The sequence below is a fragment of the Bradyrhizobium sp. WSM4874 genome, from assembly GCF_055811835.1.
In genome coordinates this window covers 1-316 of record NZ_JBVVPR010000252.1, presented here as the reverse complement: position 1 = coordinate 316, position 316 = coordinate 1, and the positions used below count along the sequence as shown (strand labels likewise).

General features: G+C 62.3%; 1 protein-coding gene. It reads left to right on the top strand.

Annotation, left to right across the window (positions count from 1 at the left end; translation table 11 throughout):
* A partial coding sequence (locus tag AC0L3P_RS40250; protein WP_473309491.1) for a transposase occupies window positions 1-316 on the top strand: 316 nt, incomplete at both ends.

Below are 316 nucleotides of genomic sequence, written 5' to 3'. Positions count from 1 at the left end.
CGAAGCACCCGGGCATCAACATTGTGTCGCGAGATCGCGGTGGTGGATATGGCGAGGCAGCAGCCAAGGCGCTGCCGAACGCCATCCAGGTCGCCGACCGCTGGCATCTGATGGAAAACGCGAGCGCGGCCTTCCTTGAAGCGGTGCGCCGTTCGATGAGCAAAATCCGAGCCGCAATCGGGGCGACGACGATCGATCTTAAACTGCTGACCTGCGCGGAAAAGCTTCGCTATCAGGGTTATCTGCGGCGCCAGGACAGCCATGCCGCAATCGCGGCTCTTGTCAGCGACGGTGTGCCGCTCAAGGAGATCGTCCG